This window comes from Paraburkholderia sp. (genome assembly GCF_035948235.1).
In the GTDB taxonomy this organism is placed as follows: Bacteria; Pseudomonadota; Gammaproteobacteria; order Burkholderiales; family Burkholderiaceae; genus Paraburkholderia.
This window is the reverse complement of record NZ_DASZJJ010000259.1, coordinates 1-13,368: the sequence shown is the minus strand read 5'-3', so window position 1 is coordinate 13,368 and position 13,368 is coordinate 1. Positions and strand designations below refer to the sequence as shown.

Genomic DNA, 13,368 nt, shown 5'->3' with positions numbered 1-13,368 from the left:
CGCCATGGCCGGTTAAATGCGGGGATAGAGAACCATCGCCTGCAAGGAAAGAACTGGTAAGGCACGGCGCAATTCCGGGCATGGGAGTGGCCAGCTATCCGTGGGAAAATGCGCCCGGTATTGCAATCTCGCGCCCGGCGCAGGCATTGGGGCGACGGCGATCGCTTCGGCCATTTATTGCGCGTTGGCGTGCCACTGATTTCCCTCGCGCGGCGCGAGGCGAAAGTAACAAAGAAACACGCGGAAATAATCCGTAAGCCAGTGAGACGGTCTTTATCGCATCATCTGCCTTACGATTGTTTTTAAGCCCGCTTGCTTCATGCTTTATTCCGCGCCTATGCAAAAGTCCGACCTACACGTCCTGCACGTCGACGATGACGAAATGGTGTGTCAGCTGCTGGGCAGCTTCTTCGCGTCGCGTGGGGTGCGATTCACTGCCATCCATAGTGCGGAGCACCTGGAAAGCACGATCGAAAACCTGCGGCCTTCCATCGTCCTGCTGGACCTCATGCTGCCACGCGTGGATGGCCTGACGGCGCTCAGACGTCTGCGCGAACACGACAAAAGCACGCCCGTCATCATGCTTACCGCGCTCGCGGACGAGACCGAGCGCATTATCGGCCTTGAAATAGGCGCGGACGATTACATCGGCAAGCCCTTTCTGCCGCGCGAACTGCTCGCACGCATTCATGCCGTGCTGCGTTTTGGCGCCGCGCAAAGCACGCGGCCGATGGGCCCGGCGCTCGATCGCATCCAGTTCGGTCGTTTCGAACTCACGCTTTCGCGACAGAGCTTGCTTAAAGATGGCGTGCCCGTGAAGATCGGCGAGAGCGAGATCCTGATACTCGCGCATCTCGCCTCCCGTCCTATGCAGGTGATCAGCCGCGAAGCGCTGGTGCGCCTGCTCGAAGCGCGAAGTGGCAGTTCCTGCACGCGCAGCATCTATGTGGCGATCCTGCGTCTGCGGCGTATCGTCGAAGTCAATGCCGAGCAGCCGCGCGTGATTCAGACCGTGCGCACGCGCGGTTATATGTTCGTTCCGGAATCGGAGACGCTGGAGTCGTACGCGCCGTCTTAGTCGTCGAACGTGCCTTGATATTCCGGTGCCGCATCCTTGCGCGTATTCATCTCGAATATCACGCCGCCAGGCGCGCGGCAGAAGAAACGCGAGCCGCGCCCGTTATTGAATATCTCGGTCTCCATCTGCACGCCTGCGGCCTTGAAGCGCGCATAAAGCGCCTGCACGGCTTCCAGGTCCGGCAGTTCGAAACCGAGGTGGAAATTCCTCGGCCACGCGGGGGTGTCGCTGCCGGCATGATCGATCACGACGTCATAGCCGGGACGCTTGAGAATATACGAGCGGTCCCAGCTACCCGCGATCGTGAAGCCCAGATAACGCTCAAAAAATGCCGCCGTGGCTTCCGTATTGGCCGAGGGAAAGCTCAGGTGATTGAGCTTCATGGCCTGAATGAGGTGTTGAGTGGTATCGCTCATGTTCTGTCTCGCTTGCAGTGGCAACGGCACCATGCCGTGCTTCCAGTGAGAACAGAATAGGAGAAGCGCGCGCAGTCGAATACTCGCATTACGGTGCGCTGCGGGTTACGCGAAAGGCCTTATCTGGCGGGCGTTTTCGCGAAGCAGGCGGGACGGCGAGAGGTGAGTGCTCGCGTTTGAGTTGAGGCGGGAGACAGATTCGGCCCGAACATTGTCGAGCCGAATCCGGATATTGACGTTATGCCGCCAGTTTGAGCGCCTGATCGAAGTCCGCAATCAGATCGTCGATATCTTCGATACCGGCGGAAAGGCGCAGCATGCCGTCGGAAATGCCCATTGCCTTGCGCGTTTCGGCACCCGCTTCAAAGAAGATCGTCGGCGCGACGGGAATGATCAGCGTGCGCGTGTCGCCAAGACCGGTCGCCTTGATCGGCAATTGCAGGGCGTTGACGACGTCGATCATGCGCTCCGTGTTGAGCAGTTCGAACGACAGCAGCCAGGATGCGCCCTTGAAGAGCTTTTGCGCGATTTCATACTGCGGATGGCTCTTCAGGCCCGGATAAAACACCTTGCCGACCGCCGCGTGCCCTTCGAGAAACTGCGCGAGCGCGAGCGCGTTGTCGCTGCTCTGCTTCACGCGCAGCGCGAGCGTTTCCGCGCCCAACGCGATCGAATGCGCCTGCTCGGACGACAACGCCGCGCCCATGTCGCGCAGGCCCTTCTTGCGAATCTGCAGCAGGCCCTGATCCTTCGCGGGCGAACGGCGATAGTCGTCGGCGATGTTGGGGTAGGCGCTCCAGTCGAACAGACCTGTATCGGTGACGGCGCCGCCAAGCGCCGCGCCATGGCCTGCGATGGTCTTGGTCAGCGAGTTGACGACGAGGCTCGCACCCACCGCCTTCGGCTTGAACAGCGCGGCGGAGGTGATGGTGTTATCGACGACATAGGCGAGGCCGTGTTCGCGGCACACGTCGCCAATGCCTTGCAGATCGGGAATCTGGGTGCCCGGATTCGCGATGGTTTCGACGAACACCATGCGCGTATTCGGGCGAATGGCCTTCTTCACTTCCTCGACATCGCAGGCGTCGACCGTCGTGACTTCGATGCCGAGCGTGCGCAGCGTGCCGAATATGCTGTTGGTGTTGCCAAACACATAACGGCTCGACACGAGGTGATCGCCCGCGCGCAGCAGCGTGAGAAAGGTTGCCGTAATCGCGGCCATGCCCGTGCTAAAGCAGATCGAGCCGACGCCTTCTTCAAGGCTCGTGATCTTGCGCTCAAGCGCGGCCGTCGTGGGCGTACCCTGGCGCGCGTAATTGAAGCCGCCTTTTTTTGTGCCCTGAAATACGCCGATCAGATCCTCGACGCGTTCGAAACCATATTGCACCGACGTGTGAATCGGCTGGCGCACGCCGCCGTGCTCGCTGCCCGAAATCCTGTCGCCGTGAACGATGCTGGTGGTGAAGCCTTGCTTGCTCATTCCTTCTCCGCTCTTCAAGTCCGCGTTTCAAAACGATTGCCTGACGTCGATTATCGCCTGTAAGCCGGGCAGGCGCGAAGCCTTTGCGGGCGTCCAAAGCGCATTATTGCGTCAAATTGCAACTAACCGCCAGTCTCTGCCTACCCTGCTCAAACCACGCGATCCTTGCCAGGATCGCGTGGCGCAATCCACATCGGCAACCAGAGCGTAGAAGCCAGACAGAGGGCGTGCAGCAGCGCCAGCACGATGAATGCCGCCAGAAACGCGTGGGCGGGCGCGCCCGACGCATGCGCCGGGGTCATGGCAAGCGCCATCGATACCAGCGTTGTCGCGAACGGACCGCCAATGCGTTGCGCGATATTGAGCGCGGTATTGGCCACGGGCATGCGCGCTTTTGGCAGCGACGCGTAGGCCGCCGCAATAGAAGGCACGCTGATGGTGCCTTGTCCCACACCGGCAAGAAAGAGGCTCGCCACGGCCCACGTGGGCGAATAGCCGTAAACCGTCATCCACACGAACGCCAGCGTGCCCAGCAGCGCCAGCAGCGCGCCGCCGGCTGCAACCGGGCGGCAGCCAAAGCGGTCGGTCAAAATACCAAGGATTGCGAACGAAATCATCATGCCGATGCCGATAACGGCAACGAGGCTTCCGGCATGTGCCGCCGACAAGCCGCATCCGGCGATCAGAAAAAGCGGCACTGCAAGCTGGCGGCCGAACATGATGCCATTGGCGAAGAATTGCGCGAAGGCGGCGACGCGAAAGGTGCGTCCCTCGAAGATCCGCACGTCGATCAACGCGGCATCGCCCTTGCGTCGCGCGTAGAGCACGAAAGCGGCAAGCAGCGCGATGCCCGCGCAGAAGCACGCCATACTGCCTTGCAAACCGTAGATCAGTGCGACCAGACCCGGTGAAACCAGCGCGAAACCCGCAAGATCGAAGCGCCGTGGTTGCGTGGTCGCCGTATCGCGCGGCAACATCCGGGCCGCAAGCGCCACCCCCAGCGCGCCGATGGGCAGATTGACAAAAAACAGCCACGGCCACGATGCATGCGCGAGTATCGCCCCGGCCAGCACCGGTCCAACGACAGGTCCGAGCAGGATGGGCAGTGTTGTGTAGCCCATCACGCGCTGCATGTTCTGTCCGCCGACGCGCCCGATCATCATCTGCGCCATGGGCGCCAGCACGCCCGCGACGAGCCCCTGAAAAAGCCTTGCGCCGATCAGCGCCGCCATGCTGTGCGCCGCGCCGCAAAGCATCGACGCAAACGTGAACGCGGTGAAGCAGAACAGATAAAGACGCTTCGCACCCACGCGGTCCACGAGCCAGCCGTTGAGCGGCAGCATCAACGCCATTGCCAGCAGATAGCCGCTCACGATCCATTGCGTGGCCGCAATGGGTGCGCCGAGCGCATGGCCGATGCTCGACAGCGAAACGTTCACGAGCGTCGAATCCATCTGCGCCATGAACGAGCCGATCGAAATGACCAGCGCGACTTTCCAGACGCGCGTATCGATGCGTGAATCGCTTTGCGCCTTTGCGGGACTATCCCTATGCGTGCCGCTCATGTTCCACTTTCGCTTTTGTGGGTCTCTGTCGAAACACGAATCTTACCGCTGCAACGTGCCACGCCATGGAATATCGATCTGCCAATCGCTCGTTTGGCGCGCGTCGCGTTCGTTGCTAGATTGTCCGCACCTACATTCATGCGGAGAAAATCATGGCAGAGACCGGAGAGCAGGGCCAGCGCGCGAACGTGCGCGTGATCGCCGACGATGCTGAGGCGATTGCGGTTGCGCGCGAACTCGCCGCGCGTCTCGCCGAAGGCGCCGCCGGGCGCGATAGCGAACGGCGACTGCCGCGAGAGGAGATCGAATGGTTTTCGCAATCGGGCCTGTGGGGCATTACGGTGCCGAAGGCCTATGGTGGCGCGGGCGTGAGCTTCGTCACGCTCACCGAAGTCGTCAAGCTGATTTCCGCCGCCGATTCGTCGATTGGGCAATTGCCGCAGAACCATTTCGGTCTTGTCGACGTCATTGCGCTTACAGGCACCGAAGATCAAAAGCGTTATTTCTTCGCGGAAGTCCTGGCGGGCAAACGGTTTGGCAACGGTTTCTCTGAAAAGGGCACGAAAAACGTGCTCGATCTAAAAACGCGCGTGCGCCGCGACGCCGACGAATATGTGGTGGACGGCACCAAGTTCTATTCGACGGGTGCGCTGTTCGCGCATTTCGTGCCGGTGCTTGGGCTTGATGAGGAGAAGCGCGGCTGGCTTGCCTATATCCCGCAGGGCACGGCAGGGTTGACGATTACCGACGACTGGTCGGGCTTTGGACAGCGCACCACGGCAAGCGGCACGGTTACGCTGGAAAACGTGCGCGTGAGCGCTTCGCATGTGCTGCCCGCGTATCGCGTCTCCGACCAGCCCACGCTTAACGGCCCGGTTTCGCAGATCATTCAGGCGGCCATCGACGCGGGGATCGCACAGGCCGCGATCGACGATACGCTGGCTTTCGTGCGCGAGCGCTCGCGGCCGTGGGTCGATAGCGGCGTCGAGCGCGCAAGCGACGATCCGCTGACGATTCGCGAAATCGGCCGGCTTTACATTCAGTTGCATGCTGCGGAGGCTCTGCTTGAGCGCTCGGCCAGGGTGCTCGATGAGATCGCCGCGCAAGATACGGTCAGCGAAGACGATGTCGCGCGCGCGTCCGTGGCGGTGGGCGAGGCCAAGGTGCTGACCACCGAGGCGGCGCTGCTGGCTGGCGAAAAACTCTTCGAACTGGCGGGTACGCAATCGACCCTCGCCGCGCACAATCTGGACCGCCACTGGCGTAACGCGCGCACGCATACGCTGCATGATCCCGTGCGGTGGAAGTATCACCTTGTTGGCAATTACTATCTGAATGGCGTCAGGCCTGCGCGCCACGCGTGGAATTAAACGCGCCTCAACGGGGGCAATCAACGTAAAAGCGGGACGGGTGCATTCAACACCCGTCCCGCTTTTCTTCATGCTTCACGCAGCGTTATTTGCGATCGGCGTAAATCTGGTCGAACGTGCCGCCATCGGCGAAATGTACGGCCTGGGCTTTTTGCCAGCTACCGAACACCTGTTCGACCGTGAAGGTCTTGAGCGGTTTGAACTCGTCGGCGTGCCTGGCGAGTACGGTCTTGTCGCGTGGGCGCAGATGATGTTTCGCGATGATTTCCTGCGCGGCCGGCGTGTACAGATACGTGAGGTAGGCCTGCGCTTCCTTGCGCGTGCCACGCTTGTCCACGACCTTGTCGACGACTGCAACGGGCGGCTCGGCCAGCAGGCTGACGGACGGATAGACTGCTTCGAAATCCTGAGCATTCGCGCCCGTTTCGATCAGGCCGACTTCGTTTTCGAAGGTCACGAGCACGTCGCCGATGCCGCGCTGCGTGAACGTGGTGGTCGCGCCGCGTCCGCCCGCATCGAGTACCGGTACGTTCTTGAGCAGCGCGCGCTCGAAATCGAGCGCCTGTGCGTCGCTCGCACCCTGCAGCTTGCGATAGCCCCAGGCGGCCAGATACGCATAGCGGCCGTTGCCTGAGGTCTTGGGATTCGCGATTACCACCTGCACGCCGGCTTTGGCCAGATCGTCCCAGTCCTTGATGTGCTTCGGGTTGCCCTTGCGCACGAGAAACACCATGGTGGTGGTGTAGGGCGCGCTGGCGTCGGGCAGGCGCGTGCGCCAGTCGGCGGGCACGAGCTGGCCGCGCTCGGCAAGCAGATCGATATCGTTGGGCTGGTTCATGGTGACGACGTCGGCCTGCAGACCTTGCAGGACCGAGAGCGCCTGGGCGCTCGATGCACCGTGCGACTGGCGGATCGCGATGGTTTCGCCGCTCTTTTGTTTGTAGTCGGCGATAAAGCTCGCGTCGATGTCTTTATAGAGTTCGCGCGTGACGTCATACGAGACGTTGAGCAGCGAGACGTCCGCATGCGCGAGCGGCGCGGCAACTGCAGCGGCGGCAACAAGGCCCGCGCCGATGAGGCGCCCGGCGCGCCCGATTCCTGTCATGGTGATCCCCGATTGGTTTTCGATGGGTTTATTCGCTGGATTTGCGATGCGCTGGCGGCATGGCCGCGCAGGCGTTCCATTCTATCGAGCGAGGGCGCGGGCCTTATATCGATCCCTGCGTTGCTTTGCAGAATTGACGATAAAGACCCGGCAAGCACCGTGCTGCGGGCCTGGGCACGCGCCTGTTATATCGATCTGCCGATTCGTTATTGGTGCCGCGCGCGCCACGTTTTTATACTGCGCCGTAGCGCCTGATGCATGTGAGTTCAGGCAAGTTGCGGATAGCCGAGTGCGCGGGCCTCGTCGGCGAATTGCTCGATGCGCGCGTAATCGGCGGCCGTCAGGCGCACGAAACCGCGCAGACGCAGTGTGCGGGCGCGCTGGGTATCGGCGGCGCAGGCGGTATCGAGCGCATCGCGCAGCCATGCCACCTGTTGCTGCGGCAACAGGCGCGAGGCGATTAACGGCAGACCCGGCGCCGCCGCGCTCAAGCCGATCGTGCGGACGTCGCGCAGCAGATCCGGCAGCGCATCGCGCACGTAGGCCAGCGTCACGCAATCGATGGCCGCCACCTCCGCTTCGCCCGCGCCTAGCGCGCGCAACGCGTTGAGATGGGAGCCGACCCATTCGACCGACGAGAAGAATCGCCCGCCGCGCGCATGGGGCGCGACGGCGTGGCGCAAGGCGTTCATGCCGCTGTGCGAATCGGCACCGTTACAGGCGGCGCGCAGACCCCGGCAGGCCGCGATCGACGTAGCACCTGCGTCCCAGGCGCGCGCCGACACGACAAACACGCTGCGATAGAGCGCGCCTTCGCAGCCATCGGCGTCGAAGGCGGGCGTGGCGAGCAGATGGACGGTATCCGCGATGCCCAGCATGCGATACGGAAAGCCGCAGGTCTGCGAGAGCAGCAGATCGGGGCGACGCCAGAGCGTAAGCAGGTCGTGGGGGAGAGCGGCAGGCAGGTCCACCTCGCGCGGGCCGCCTGCGTGGGCAAAGGCGTCGAGCGTATCGCGCAGCAGCGCGCGCCACAGCGCGTCGTGCTGTGGCGTGACGTTATACATCGGCAGGGCGGCGATCCAGCGGCTCATGGTGACAGTTTAGACAATCGCGGACGGGAGCGACCAGGTCCGTGCAGGGAATCATGGCTGAATATTTCGATACCGATCACGCGCGCGACATTGCCGCGCTACAAGCGGGCCTGGCCGCCCGCACGGAATGGCCTACCTGGCTGTTGATTGCCACTGTGTATGGCGGGTGGGCGTGTACCGTCTGGCTGGTGCGCCGCCATTCACTCTCGCTGGCCGGTGCGACGCCGCTTTTCGTATTGCTTTGCACATGGCATATGTCGATGCAGCACGAGTTGCTGCACGGTCACCCGACACGCCTGGCATGGCTAAACAAATTGCTGGGCTATCCGCCGCTTGCGATCTGGTTTCCCTACACGCTCTATCGCGACACGCATCTCGAACATCATCGCGACGAGGCGCTCACCTTACCTGGACTCGACCCCGAGAGCAACTATGTGCCAGCCGAACGCTGGCAGCGCTGGCCTGCATGGCGTCGGGCCTTGTGGCAGGCGCGCAAACGCTTCGTAGGCCGCATGCTGGTAGGGCCGCCCATGAGCGCAGCGGCCGTGATCGTGGCTGCGTGGCACGCGCTGCGCGAAGGCGACCGCCGTTACGCGCCGATGTGGATCGCGCATGGAATCAGCGTCGCCGCGCTGCTGTTCGTACTCGACGTATGGGCCGGCGTGCCGTGGTGGTATTACCTTCTTGTCATTACCTGGCCCGCGCTGTCGATCGCGACGATCCGCTCGCTTTATGAGCATCGCGCCGCGCCGGAGCCGAAGGCGCGCATCGTCATCAACGAAGCCGGTTTTGTCATGCGTCTGCTGTTTCTCAACAACAACTACCACCTCGTGCATCACGATCTGCCTGCGCTGCCGTGGTATTGCCTGCCGCGCGCCTGGCGTCTGCGCCGCGAGGACTATGCGCACAAGTGCGGACACTTCGTGATTCGCGGCGGCTATGGCGAACTGCTGCGTCGCTTCGCCTGGCGCGCAACCGATGCGGTCGTGCACCCGTTCGAGCTTGCGAACGATGTGCACGACGTTCAAGACGAAAATCGTCTCGCTGCCTGACGAGTTACGTTGCCGAAGCGGGCAATGCAACCGGCGTTGCGCTGAGATTCTGCTGTGCACCCTCGTCGGCGAGTTCGGCTTCGATATCGTGCAGGCGATGCGGCGCAAGAATGCGCAGCGCGACAAACCACGCGAAACCGGCGGCCAGCAGCGCCGCGAAGATATAGGGCAGCACGGCATAGGCCCCGGGCGCAGCGGGATAGATGCTGCCAACGAACGGAATGCCGATCAGCACGACCGCAATCACGCTGATAACTACATGCAGCGGCTTGAGTTCACCGCGGCGACGCAGGAACACCGGCGCGGCAATCGCGACGATCACATAGGTCAGCAGGAAGCCAAACGTGGCGATCGTGCTCAGGTAACCATAGGCGTCGAACAGCGTTGTGCCGCGCAATTGAAACACCACGCCAACCATAAGCGAGAGCAATGCGATCAGCGTCACGGCGATATGCGGCGTGGCGTTGCCTGCGTGCGCGCGGCCGGTCGCCGAGTGCAGCAGGCCCTGGCGTGCGAACGTGTAGAGCAGCCGCGCGGCGGCGTTGATCGACGAGAAGAACGCCGCGAAGAAGCTCAGCGCTACGCCCGCGTCGATCAGCACGCCAAGCGCGCCCAGATGGATGCCATGCGCCACGGCGGAGAGCGGAGCGTTGGCCTGGTCGAGCGGCGTGGCCGCGCCCTGAAACAACGCAACCAGGCCATACGAAGCGGCAAGAAAGAGGGCTGCCGGTCCGAGAATGCTGACGATCACAGCGCGCGGAATCAGGCGGAACGGCTCACGTGCCTCGACACCGAGCGCGGTGACGCTCTCGAAACCCGTAAAGCTGAAGAAGGCGAGCACCATGCCCAGGCGCAACTGGTCCGGCTTGACGGCCGCCAATGCAAGCTGCTGCGGATCGACCCAGCGGTGATGGAGGAACAGCGCTGCACCGATCACGAAGAGGATCAGCACGACGGTGCTCAGCTCGATCCACAGCGTCGTACGCGTGGACAGGCGGATATCGCGCCAGGTGATGAACCATGCGCCGATGGTCACGGCCACCGTGATGGCAATCGACGCAACCAGGCCGGTACCGGCGGCGCCGACGCCCACATCCTTGAACAGCACCACGACTTCGTTGACGGTGCCTTGCAGGATGCCCGCCGCGCCGATGCCGTAGGCGATCAGCAGCGACCAGCCCGCAATCACGCCCCAGATAGGGCCGAGTCCGCGCGCCGCATAGGTATAGAGCGCGCCGGGCGACGCGGTACGTTTGGCGAACTGCGTGATGCTCCACGAGGCGAACAGCAGGCCGATGGTGGCCAGCAGATAGGCCAGCCAGGTGCCGTTGCCGGCGGTGGCGAATACGGCCGGAATCAACAGGCCGGCGCCGCCGGCCGCGCCGACGAGGCCGATGGATTGTGCAATTAATTCGGACAGCGAAAGATAGCCGCGACGCAGGGCGCCGCCGTCTCCCGCCTGGGCGGCGAGTTCGGTCATGATTTTGAAGTCCGGGAAAGTGGCTAAGAGACATATCCCGCGCCAGTTGCGCGGCGCGGGATCGTACTGGTTATGCGGTTTTTCAGGCGGTTTCTGCGGTTTCGGCCGTGTGCGTTGCCGCAGCGGCTTCGCGTTTCACGCGCTCGATATCGCGGTACTGGGCGGCCGGGTGATCGTCGGGCAGTGTCGCGCCTTTGCCAAAGAGCTTTTCGCGCAAAGTGCCCGGCGCGTATTCACGTGCATAGACGCCGCGACGCTGCAATTCCGGCACGAGATGTTGCACGACGTCCTCGAAAGTCTCGTGCGCGATCGCATAGGCCAGGTTAAAGCCGTCCACGTCGGTGTGCTCGACCCATTGCTGCAGAATGTCCGCGACCGTCGAAGGCGAGCCTACGAAAACCGGTCCGAGACCGCCCACGCCACCCCAACGCGCCAGCTCCTCGATGGTCCACGCCTTGTCGCCGCCCGCGAGGTGTTCGACGGCGGAGACAATCGCATTGGTTTCCACGCGGCGCACCGTATCGGTCGGCAGATACTGGCCGAAGTCGATGCCGGTCCAGCCCGACATGAACACCAGCGAGCCGTCATAGGAGACGTAACGCTGGTACTCCTCGAACTTCGCCTGGGCCTTTTCGTCGGTTTCGTCGACGATCACGGTCACGAGGTTGTAGATCAGCAGTTTGCGTGGGTCGCGGCCCGCGAGCGCGGCCTGGCGTCGCACCTCGGCCACGTAGTCGCGCAATAGCGTTTGCGTGGGTGCGGCGACGAACACGCATTCCGCGTGCTGCGCCGCAAAGGTCTTGCCGGGACCGGACGCACCGGCCTGGAACAGCACCGGCGTGCGCTGTGGCGAGGGCTCGCACAGGTGATAACCTGGCACTTCGAAATATTTTCCCTTGTGGCCGATCTCATGCACCTTTTCAGGGTGTGTGAACACGCCTTGCTCGCGATCGCGCACCACAGCGCCATCTTCCCAACTGCCTTCGAAGAGCTTGTAGAGCACTTCCACGTACTCGGCGGCGACTTCGTAGCGGTTGTTGTGATCGGCAAGCCCACCCTGGCCGACGTTTTTTGCGCCGCTTTCGAGGTACGACGTCACCACGTTCCAGGCCAGCCGCCCTTTGGTGTGGTGGTCGGCGGTGGAAAGACGGCGCGCGAACGTGTACGGATGTTCGAAGCTGGTCGATGCCGTGATGCCGATGCCCAGGTGCTCGGTGGCCAGCGCGAGCGGCGCGGCCAGTTGCAACGGATCGTTCACGGGGATCTGCGCCGCCTGATGAAGCGCGTGATAATTGCCGCCCTTATAGACGTCGTAATAGCCAATCACATCGGCGATAAAGATTGCATCGAACAGGCCGCGCTCGAGAATCTTCGCGAGATCGGTCCAGTATTCGAGGTCCTTATACTGCCAGGAGCGATCGCGCGGATGTCGCCAGAGCCCCGGCGACTGGTGGCCCACGCAGTTCATTTCAAAGGCGTTGAAGCGGATGGTCTTGCTCATGGCGCTCACTTGCTCCCGCGGCCGGGGCCGTTGCCGATCTGCCAGACGAAGGGCGGCTCGGTGCCATTGATGGCCCAATCGCCGACGATGCGCGCCTTGTAGACGAGCGGATTGTGCGAGGACACCGTGCGTGCGTTGCGCCAGTGCCGGTCGAGACCCAGACGTTTGCTGATCGCCGACGCGCCGAGCGCATCGAACAGATGCGTCGCCGCGCGCAAGGCGAGTTCGGAGGTCACGAGCTGGCTTTGCGCCGAAGCGATTTCCGCTTCGACATTGGCAGCGTGTTCGGCTGCATCGTCGCCGCCGAAGCGGGCCAAGTAGGCGCGCTGCGCGGGCTCGGCGGATTGCAGGGCGACGGCTTGCGCCGCGTAAGCCCATGAGGCGATCTCGCCCACCACCTGCTGGATCTGCGCGTCTTCACTCACATGCGGCGCGTTACCGTGGCTATAGACGCGTGTGCGGTTGCGCACGAGCGTGGCGGCGTCGCGCTTGACGGCTTCGGCAATGCCGGCCAGCGTGGCCACGTGAAAGAGTTGATAGAACGCGGTTTGATACTTGAAGCGACGCGAAAAGTCGATGATGTTGCGCGCCTCGACCACGGCGTCCTTGAAGAGCGTGGTGCCGCTGCCGGTGGTGGTCTGGCCGAAGCCATCCCAATCGTCCTCGCGTACGACGCCGCTTTGCTGTGTGCTCACGGCCGCGATCACGTCGCTGCCGTCTTCCTCGCGCTGCGCGTAGACGTCGATCCAGTCGGCGTAGATGCTGCCGGTACTGTAGTACTTCGAACCATTCAGATAGTGACGGCCATCGCGCTGCACGACCTTGGTTCTGGTCTGGCCAACCGCGACGTCGCCCACTTCGGACCACGCGCTGCCCACGATCTGGCCGCTTGCGAAGCGGTCGAACCATGCGCGCTGGTCGGCGTCGGGCGGCGCGTTGAGCCAGTCTTCCACGAAGGCGAAATGCGCGCGCAAGGCTTGCGGCAGATTCGAATCGGCCGCGGCCAGTTCTATCAGGAGGCGAAACAGTTGCGGGATCGATGCGCCCGCGCCGCCATATTGCACGGGAATGCGCACCGCGCCGAAACCCGCGGCCTTGAGCGCGGCGATGGCTTCATGCGGCAGGATGCGCTCGCGGTCGCGCTGTGCGGCGCCGCTGGCAATGTCGGCGAATATCGGCCGGAACCGCGCCGCGAGGGTGTCGTAATCGGTGCCCGTGGAATGTGCGATG

At 63.0% G+C, this 13,368-nt stretch carries 11 protein-coding genes; 3 read left to right on the top strand and 8 right to left on the bottom strand.

The features are described from left to right. The first annotated feature begins 337 nt into the window (after positions 1–337). A complete protein-coding gene (locus VG320_RS22755) occupies positions 338–1,078 on the top strand; it encodes a response regulator (protein ID WP_327202324.1) in 741 nt (246 codons plus the stop codon). On the opposite strand, the gene VG320_RS22750 is transcribed toward VG320_RS22755, so the two are convergent. The 3 genes from VG320_RS22750 to VG320_RS22740 all read right to left on the bottom strand — a co-directional run bounded on the left by VG320_RS22750 (position 1,075) and on the right by VG320_RS22740 (position 4,539). After that, positions 1,075–1,461, bottom strand: coding sequence for a VOC family protein (locus VG320_RS22750; RefSeq protein ID WP_414696098.1), 387 nt, complete (start codon positions 1,459–1,461; stop codon positions 1,075–1,077). The two genes, VG320_RS22755 and VG320_RS22750, sit on opposite strands and share 4 nt — an antisense overlap. Before the next feature lie 271 nt (positions 1,462–1,732). Further along, positions 1,733–2,974: a cystathionine gamma-synthase family protein gene (locus tag VG320_RS22745; RefSeq protein WP_327202322.1), complete on the bottom strand. Its 1,242-nt coding sequence runs from the start codon at positions 2,972–2,974 to the stop codon at positions 1,733–1,735. A gap of 149 nt (positions 2,975–3,123) precedes the next feature. Further along, complete coding sequence (locus VG320_RS22740) at positions 3,124–4,539, bottom strand: DHA2 family efflux MFS transporter permease subunit (RefSeq protein WP_327202321.1); 1,416 nt, start codon at positions 4,537–4,539, stop codon at positions 3,124–3,126. 152 nt (positions 4,540–4,691) lie between these two features. Here VG320_RS22740 and VG320_RS22735 point away from each other — a divergent pair, with 152 nt between their 5' ends. Then, positions 4,692–5,909, top strand: a complete 1,218-nt coding sequence (locus VG320_RS22735) for an SfnB family sulfur acquisition oxidoreductase (RefSeq protein WP_327202320.1) — start codon at positions 4,692–4,694, stop codon at positions 5,907–5,909. A gap of 85 nt (positions 5,910–5,994) precedes the next feature. Here VG320_RS22735 and VG320_RS22730 read toward each other — a convergent pair whose 3' ends face one another. Both VG320_RS22730 and VG320_RS22725 read right to left on the bottom strand, forming a co-directional pair. Further along, the gene (locus VG320_RS22730; RefSeq protein WP_327202319.1) at positions 5,995–7,014 is read right to left on the bottom strand and encodes a sulfate ABC transporter substrate-binding protein; all 1,020 of its coding nucleotides are present in this window, start codon (positions 7,012–7,014) and stop codon (positions 5,995–5,997) included. A 266-nt stretch (positions 7,015–7,280) separates the two neighbouring features. Then, positions 7,281–8,105, bottom strand: coding sequence for a phosphate/phosphite/phosphonate ABC transporter substrate-binding protein (locus tag VG320_RS22725; protein ID WP_327202318.1), 825 nt, complete (start codon positions 8,103–8,105; stop codon positions 7,281–7,283). A 53-nt stretch (positions 8,106–8,158) separates the two neighbouring features. Here VG320_RS22725 and VG320_RS22720 point away from each other — a divergent pair, with 53 nt between their 5' ends. After that, on the top strand, positions 8,159–9,157 hold the full coding sequence (locus VG320_RS22720; protein ID WP_327202317.1) for a fatty acid desaturase: 999 nt from the start codon (positions 8,159–8,161) through the stop codon (positions 9,155–9,157). 4 nt (positions 9,158–9,161) lie between these two features. Here VG320_RS22720 and VG320_RS22715 read toward each other — a convergent pair whose 3' ends face one another. The 3 genes from VG320_RS22715 to VG320_RS22705 all read right to left on the bottom strand — a co-directional run bounded on the left by VG320_RS22715 (position 9,162) and on the right by VG320_RS22705 (position 13,367). After that, positions 9,162–10,637 carry an APC family permease gene (locus VG320_RS22715; RefSeq protein WP_327202316.1) on the bottom strand — a complete coding sequence of 492 codons (1,476 nt, stop codon included), beginning with the start codon at positions 10,635–10,637 and terminating at the stop codon, positions 9,162–9,164. An 82-nt stretch (positions 10,638–10,719) separates the two neighbouring features. Next, complete coding sequence (locus tag VG320_RS22710) at positions 10,720–12,138, bottom strand: LLM class flavin-dependent oxidoreductase (RefSeq protein WP_327202315.1); 1,419 nt, start codon at positions 12,136–12,138, stop codon at positions 10,720–10,722. Positions 12,139–12,143: 5 nt separating this feature from the next. Continuing rightward, a complete protein-coding gene (locus tag VG320_RS22705) occupies positions 12,144–13,367 on the bottom strand; it encodes an acyl-CoA dehydrogenase family protein (RefSeq protein WP_327202314.1) in 1,224 nt (407 codons plus the stop codon). Position 13,368: the final 1 nt, after the last annotated feature.

What these genes read in the sequence shown, in the direction of transcription:
- VG320_RS22745 (WP_327202322.1), bottom strand. Translation starts at nt 2,974, where the DNA reads ATGAGCAAGCAAGGCTTCACCACCAGCATCGTTCACGGCGACAGGATT.
- VG320_RS22750 (WP_414696098.1), bottom strand. Translation starts at nt 1,461, where the DNA reads ATGAAGCTCAATCACCTGAGCTTTCCCTCGGCCAATACGGAAGCCACG.
- VG320_RS22730 (WP_327202319.1), bottom strand. Translation starts at nt 7,014, where the DNA reads ATGACAGGAATCGGGCGCGCCGGGCGCCTCATCGGCGCGGGCCTTGTT.
- VG320_RS22740 (WP_327202321.1), bottom strand. Translation starts at nt 4,539, where the DNA reads ATGAGCGGCACGCATAGGGATAGTCCCGCAAAGGCGCAAAGCGATTCA.
- VG320_RS22710 (WP_327202315.1), bottom strand. Translation starts at nt 12,138, where the DNA reads ATGAGCAAGACCATCCGCTTCAACGCCTTTGAAATGAACTGCGTGGGC.
- VG320_RS22735 (WP_327202320.1), top strand. Translation starts at nt 4,692, where the DNA reads ATGGCAGAGACCGGAGAGCAGGGCCAGCGCGCGAACGTGCGCGTGATC.
- VG320_RS22725 (WP_327202318.1), bottom strand. Translation starts at nt 8,105, where the DNA reads ATGAGCCGCTGGATCGCCGCCCTGCCGATGTATAACGTCACGCCACAG.
- VG320_RS22720 (WP_327202317.1), top strand. Translation starts at nt 8,159, where the DNA reads ATGGCTGAATATTTCGATACCGATCACGCGCGCGACATTGCCGCGCTA.
- VG320_RS22715 (WP_327202316.1), bottom strand. Translation starts at nt 10,637, where the DNA reads ATGACCGAACTCGCCGCCCAGGCGGGAGACGGCGGCGCCCTGCGTCGC.
- VG320_RS22755 (WP_327202324.1), top strand. Translation starts at nt 338, where the DNA reads ATGCAAAAGTCCGACCTACACGTCCTGCACGTCGACGATGACGAAATG.